Raw genomic sequence first — 6,483 nt, forward strand, 5'->3', positions numbered from 1 at the left:
CTCACTTTCTCTTTTTTCACTTTAGGAAAGTATAATTTGGCAGCAAGGAGTCATACTCTACGTGGTGACCAATGTTAGGAATAAAGTATAAGTGCTACTACGCCTCTGCCTTCGCTTATGCCCGGTCAGTCGACGAGTTTTCTATATGAGTATTTTGAGCGATTTTATGTAATATCTTTGTCTAAATGTAGTAGGTGAGGCTCAGGTATCCATACTAAAAAGAAATAGATTTTTTTATTGAACTAATAATCGAAAATATATTTCTAGCAAAGATATAAAAAGGAGAAATAAAAACATATGAGGAGTCGGAAGGATAAAAATACTGAAAAAAGAAATAGTAAAAAAATAGTAATATGGTTTATGATATTAGTTCTATTTGGATGTATATCAGGATTTAGTTATTTTGTTTATAAGAAAGTTTATGAAGAAAGCAATTTAGTAAAACATGAGACTGAAAATAAAGTAGTAGACAAACCAAAATCGATTAAGAAGCCAGCTATAAAGCCACCAGTTCAAAAGCCAGAAAATAACAATACGGCAAAACCAAAAAACTTAGAAACGACTATAAAAATTAGTGCAGCTGGAGATTTTACACTTGGATCAGATGAGGATTTTCAATATATTAATTCTTTTCCAGCAGAAGCAAATAAAAATGGATTAGCTTATTTTACAAAAGGACTAAATAATATCTTTAAACAAGATGATTTATCAACTGTTAATTTAGAAACGACGTTAACGAATTCAAAAATAAGAGCATCTAAAACATTTCGTTTTAAAGGTAATCCTTCTTATGCCAAAATATTAACTTTAAGTGGTATTGAAGCGGTCAATGTAGCAAATAACCATAGTCATGATTATATGCAAAAAGGTTTTGAAGATACGATTAACAATTTAAAAAAAGAAAAAATAGGTTATTTTGGTTATAACGACCAATATGTAACAACGATTAAAGGGATTAAAGTTGCTGCACTAGGCTATGAAGGCTGGAATGATTCACCTGACTTAAGGATTAAAATTAATAATGATATACAAAATTTAAGAAAAAGTGGTGTCAAAATTATTCTAATCCATTTCCATTGGGGAATCGAACGAGACTACGTACCGAATAGTACTCAAAAGAATTTAGCTCATTATGCAATCGACCATGGAGCGGATTTAATAGTTGGCCATCACCCACATGTTGTTCAAGGAATTGAAGAGTATAAAGGGAAGTTTATTGTGTATAGTTTAGGGAATTTTATGTTCGGTGGTAATAAAAATCCAAAAGATAAAGATACATTTGTTTTCCAACAAACTTTTCATCTAAATAATGGGATACTTACAAATCAAAAAGAAATAAGAATTGTTCCATTTTCAATTTCTTCAGTATCTAGCCGAAATAATTATCAACCATTATTTTTAAAAGGCCCTGAAGAACAAAGAGTTAAGAAAAAAATAATTTATGTTTCAAATAAGATATACGGATCCAATTGGACTCAATATGAAAAATAAATGAGAGCAATCCTTAAAAGGGTTGCTTTTTGTATGTTGAAATATAAAATGGTCAAACGTATATTAAGAGAATCTTATTGATAATATAATTCATTTTATTTGATCTATTTATGATTTTAAATGTTAATTTGTTTGAGCAGTTTTATAATATCAACAAACTCTAGTAATTGTTTATTTTAGAAGTTAAAAATATTTAATTGCTAAATTTTAGATAAACAAGTTCAAATGATTATTATTATAAGTTGATGTTCTTACTTAATTAATCTACATACTGATTAACTAGCTGTTATGCTACTCTAAGTAAAGGATATTAAAGTAGGTTTTTAGTGTAACCATTTTTGTTGAATAAGTTGATTGGAACGGAGGGTTGTTCGACTCCTATGGGAAATGCGGGAAGGCTGAGACCCCACAGGAACGAACGTGACGAGGAGGCTCAGGTCTCGCCCCATGGAAAGCGANNCTACTCCTTTTACGAAAATTTGATAATTAATTGACTAGGCTATTTTTCAATAGCGTAAGCAATCCGATAAAAGATTGTTTTTTTAGTAAACCATGATTTTTCAGATCAAAAGTTATAGGTAAAAGTTCTTATTTAAAATGATAATGCTATTTTTTGGAAGGAATTTATTCTTTTATAACGAATCAAAAGAATAACCTAATAGTAAGTTGATTGCCAAATAAAATTTAGGAGGAATAAGAAATGAATCTACAGTTTATTGAATTCCTTAGTATTATTTTCGTATCCTTGATTTTATCTGTGTGGGTAGAGGTTAAAATGCAAAATAAAACACACAATGTATTAGCTACAATGTCAATTGCATTTAATATTAACCTATTCATCCTAGGCATTGCGAGTATTTGGTGGATCCTTCATGCTAGTGATAACGCAAGTATAATTTTAGGTATTCAATTATTATTAGCAGCATTTTTCGGAATTTTATTAATTAATATCGGAGTATTCTTTTTTGTTAGAAATAGAGTAGTTTCGTAAATTTATTATGCTCGATCAGGTTGTTTAGTTTTACATAGACCTTAATTTAAATCAAGCATTACTCTATTTTAAAAGAGTAATGCTTTTTAATTTTACAGCATTAACAAGTAGAAAATAAGGAGAAATCATGAAATTATACATTAGAAAAATGACAGAGTCTTACGCTACTGAAATTCTTAATTGGAATTATGCCCCACCTTACGATTTTTATAATAATGAATTAAGCAAAGAAGGACTAGATGAACTAGTAAATAATGAGTATTTAGCAGTAATTGATCAAGATGAGAACTTAATTGGCTTTTATTGTATTGGTCAGTCAGCTCAAGTACCAAAAGGCAACGAGTTTGGCGTTTATGAAAAAAGGATGGTTGATATTGGATTAGGAGTTAGACCAGATTTAACAGGGAAAGGATTTGGGAGTGAATTTTTCAAGTTTATTCTTGAAAGAATTCATGAAACGACTAATCTTTTTACACTGAGATTAACAGTTGCTAAGTTTAATAAAAGAGCAATTCGACTTTATGAAAATTTTGGATTTAAAGCGGAAAATGAGTTTTGTACTGAGCGTGCTGAATTTATAACAATGATTAGTGGAAACTAAATATTCCCCAGACTTTAATAAATTGTCTGGGGAATAAAGCTTAGCTCATAAACTCACTTACTATTAAATCATAACGGTATGGTGTGACTTCTTCATTAAATGTAAACACAGTATCTGCTTCATCTTTATTTGTTACAAGTTCACCCCTGGCAACAGCATGTAACTCTAATAGTTCATAAAGAGAAATACTATTCTTTTCAGTCATAGCTTCAGTTAGTATTGCTAAACTATTCGAATTACTTTTTGCGTTGTTATAGTACTCTAGATTGTCTTGTAAACCTAAATCACACCAGATAATTTTCTGTTCGAAAGTGTCAAAAATTAGTGGAATACATATTTTTTGATCATTTGCTAGATCGAAGCGATCCATTACAGTACTAGGCTCAAAAACCTTACCGGACTTGAAATCGTCTCTTAGCATCCATCCAGCAAAACAACTAGGTAAATTACAAAATGAATGATCTGAAAAACTATTTACACTTAATACAACATAACGAATCCCATTATTTTTAAGTGTAGGAATATGGCAGTCTATGAACTCACTAGCCCCTTTAGGAGCACTTGTGAAATCACCACTGTGATAACATTTAAACTGTTGATTTCTTAGCTCATAGTAAGAGATATCACTTATATAATTAAAATTATCATCGTAAAATACTGCACTTAAATCAATATCGACAGTTCCTGTATGTACTCCATCTACATCGCCTTCTTTCCAATAAAGAAAGAATCTAATAATATCACCTTCACCAATCGGAACATTTGAACCTCGAGGGATTGTTCTAAGTGACTTACTTGCCGAGCGCAATCCATTAGGTAATGTAAAGTTACGATAGGATTCATCGATCCATACTTTGCCAAGAGATTCTTTAACAGAAAAACGTTCGGACAAAGTTTTTTTAACAATATTTAAAACAACATCGATTATAACTTCACTAAGTTTTATTATTTTATTTTCAATTGCATAGAGTTTCGCAACATTTCCTTTTGGAAAAAAGGTGCGAATTCTTCTCTCATCATTCCGTTTATTATAATGATTCCAAAGACTCAATAGAACCGGAGTTGAAACATCCTTACAAACGATTGAAAACTGTGAAACAATATATCGCTGATCATTTTCTTCAGTAAATGAACGTAAAACAAAATCTAGTTTTCTAGCAAACTCACCAGGACGTTTTATTAATTCATTAGTTAATTTAGTGAGATTCTTTTCACTTATGTATTTAGTGATTTTACTTTGGTATGTACTTATTTGCTTTTCGTTTCTAAGGATATTGAATAAATTTGCAGTGTGCGGAAAACGCTTCGAGTATTCACCAGGATGTAGTTTTTCTCCAACTCTTATCCATACGTTGCGTCTTTTAACCATTTCTTCAATTGCATGAGGGATTTCATTTAATAATGAAAGTAAGAATTTGCGCTCTTTTCTACTAAATGATTTAAATTTAGTATTCATGCTTAACGATGGATCACCATCACTTAATGCAACACAAAAGCGTAATATATCTGTTGCCGTTTTTAAATAATTTGCGATTTCATTTTCGCTTATTTTTTTTGATTGATACAATAGTTTTAGGACAATAACCATTTTTTCTTTTGATAAAAATAGTTCTGGTAATAAATTTTGTGGTTTATTTTGAGCTAAGAGTACAAATTCAATATCTTCAATGTCCTGGGATTTAAAAGAACCAGTACTGTCAATTAATCTTTTAATAATTAGAATTAAATCATCTTGTTTTGCAAGTTTAATTATCTTTAGCTCTTTTTTATTTCTAAGTGGTGGTCGTTTTTGAATTAAGGTAAGAGGCTGAACATCAAAAATATAATACAACAAGCTATTTATATAAATTTCAGCTTCATCAATTTTCATTACGTCATTAGGAAAGTTTTTGTAAAAAGGAATATGGTCAACATTATAGCCTAATTCATTAGCAATAGTTTCCCTGAAATCTATAAACCAAGCTATAAATTCTTGATCGTTCCATGTTTGTAAAATTTCAATAAGCTCAAGTGAAAAAGTATAACTGAACGCTTCAAGTTGTTTCAAGGCTGTTGCAAGTAATGGTTTTGGGAGGTTGTTTTCTTGTTTTTCGATATAGAGGGAATTTTTTCTTCGGAAAAGGATGTTTGTTTGATTCATGTATTGCCTCCAAATTTTATAATAAAAAAAACGAGGAAATTATTGAATCTAGAAAAAGTACTTAGAGTACAAACCTAATAGAAGGAAGATTCAATATAGCCTCGTAACCTTATCAATTCTGATAAGGAATACAGGAAAGAGACCCGCTAGATAAATTCTAAATTTGAGTGTAGAAGGAAGCTAAAGTCATAGCCTGTTATATTAGTTTAGTATGTATGAAAGCGTTTTGCAACAAATAACATATTCTTGTTGTTTAAGGAAAATTCATAATGTAAGGGAGTTTTTCGATTTATAATAATTTAATAACTTAAGGAAAAAATAAGTACGTAAAATTTGATTGACATGAAACCAAATGGTTGTATATAATTTCAAACATAACCAAAAGGTTTTATATTAACTAGAAAGAAGGATTGAAATGGGCGTACAAAACCAAGTTGAAGATATTAAACAAACTCTAATATATAATGCACCTATTCAAAAAGTCTGGGAGGTCGTCTCAACATCGGAAGGTATATCTGCATGGTTCATGCCAAATGACTTTAAACCAGTCGTAGGTCACGAGTTTCATTTACAAGGTCCATTTGGTCCATCACCTTGTAAAGTTTTAGAAATTGATGAACCAAATCGAGTATCGTTTACTTGGGATGTTGATGGATGGGTAGTTTCATTTAATTTAAAAGATTTAGGGGATCAAACTGAATTTACGTTAATCCATAGTGGATGGAAAACTGCTGATGAAATTCTTCCAAAACCAAACCAAAAAAGTGGTATAGTACGTGACAATATGAATGGTGGTTGGGCTGGTATTGTTCAGAAGCTTAAAAAGGTTGTTGAAAACTAGTGACCAGTTCTGCACAAAAATATGACGTATTTCAGGCGATAGCCGATCCTACTAGAAGAGAAGTACTTAAATTATTAGCTAATAATGAATTGCCCATTTCAGAGATATCAAGTAATTTTCCAATGAGTCGAACAGCAATTGCAAAACATCTCCATATCCTTTCTGAAGCTGAATTAATTAGTGGAAGAAAAGTTGGCAGAGAAAGAAGATACAAACTACAACCAGAAGCATTTTTAGAGATTAAACAATGGTTATCATATTATGAGCAATTTTGGGCAAATAAATTATCTATCCTTCAGCATCTAGTTGAAAATAACGAAGACCAAAGTATAAAACTAGTTAAATCAAATATAGAAAATAATGAAGAATAATAAAAAACGAATCTTTAGGTGGATTTGTTTTTTTTCAGAGTGTTGAAA

6 protein-coding genes are annotated in these 6,483 nt (G+C 30.4%); 5 read left to right on the top strand and 1 reads right to left on the bottom strand.

All coding sequences use genetic code 11. From position 1 onward, the window contains the following. Positions 1 to 297 precede the first annotated feature (297 nt). From COE53_RS18900 to COE53_RS18910, 3 genes are all read left to right on the top strand, one after another. Positions 298 to 1,491, top strand: coding sequence for a CapA family protein (locus tag COE53_RS18900; protein WP_069033308.1), 1,194 nt, complete (start codon positions 298 to 300; stop codon positions 1,489 to 1,491). Between the two features lie 700 nt (positions 1,492 to 2,191). Next, entirely contained in the window at positions 2,192 to 2,482 is a 291-nt protein-coding gene (locus COE53_RS18905) for a hypothetical protein (protein WP_069033307.1), read from the top strand. 127 nt (positions 2,483 to 2,609) lie between these two features. Continuing rightward, entirely contained in the window at positions 2,610 to 3,083 is a 474-nt protein-coding gene (locus COE53_RS18910; RefSeq protein ID WP_069033306.1) for a GNAT family N-acetyltransferase, read from the top strand. A 40-nt stretch (positions 3,084 to 3,123) separates the two neighbouring features. Here the strand turns inward: COE53_RS18910 and COE53_RS18915 are convergent, their stop codons facing one another. Continuing rightward, positions 3,124 to 5,223, bottom strand: coding sequence for a TerD family protein (locus COE53_RS18915; RefSeq protein WP_098948536.1), 2,100 nt, complete (start codon positions 5,221 to 5,223; stop codon positions 3,124 to 3,126). 415 nt (positions 5,224 to 5,638) lie between these two features. On the opposite strand from COE53_RS18915, the gene COE53_RS18920 reads away from it, so the two are divergent. Further along, positions 5,639 to 6,064: an SRPBCC family protein gene (locus COE53_RS18920; RefSeq protein WP_069033304.1), complete on the top strand. Its 426-nt coding sequence runs from the start codon at positions 5,639 to 5,641 to the stop codon at positions 6,062 to 6,064. Continuing rightward, complete coding sequence (locus tag COE53_RS18925) at positions 6,064 to 6,435, top strand: ArsR/SmtB family transcription factor (RefSeq protein WP_069033303.1); 372 nt, start codon at positions 6,064 to 6,066, stop codon at positions 6,433 to 6,435. Before COE53_RS18920 ends, COE53_RS18925 begins: the two co-directional genes overlap by 1 nt. Positions 6,436 to 6,483 lie beyond the last annotated feature (48 nt).

It is taken from the genome of Bacillus sp. AFS029533, assembly GCF_002585125.1.
In the GTDB taxonomy this organism is placed as follows: Bacteria; Bacillota; Bacilli; order Bacillales; family Bacillaceae_G; genus Gottfriedia; species Gottfriedia luciferensis_B.

What these genes read in the sequence shown, in the direction of transcription:
- COE53_RS18900 (WP_069033308.1), top strand. Translation starts at nt 298, where the DNA reads ATGAGGAGTCGGAAGGATAAAAATACTGAAAAAAGAAATAGTAAAAAA.
- COE53_RS18905 (WP_069033307.1), top strand. Translation starts at nt 2,192, where the DNA reads ATGAATCTACAGTTTATTGAATTCCTTAGTATTATTTTCGTATCCTTG.
- COE53_RS18910 (WP_069033306.1), top strand. Translation starts at nt 2,610, where the DNA reads ATGAAATTATACATTAGAAAAATGACAGAGTCTTACGCTACTGAAATT.
- COE53_RS18915 (WP_098948536.1), bottom strand. Translation starts at nt 5,223, where the DNA reads ATGAATCAAACAAACATCCTTTTCCGAAGAAAAAATTCCCTCTATATC.
- COE53_RS18920 (WP_069033304.1), top strand. Translation starts at nt 5,639, where the DNA reads ATGGGCGTACAAAACCAAGTTGAAGATATTAAACAAACTCTAATATAT.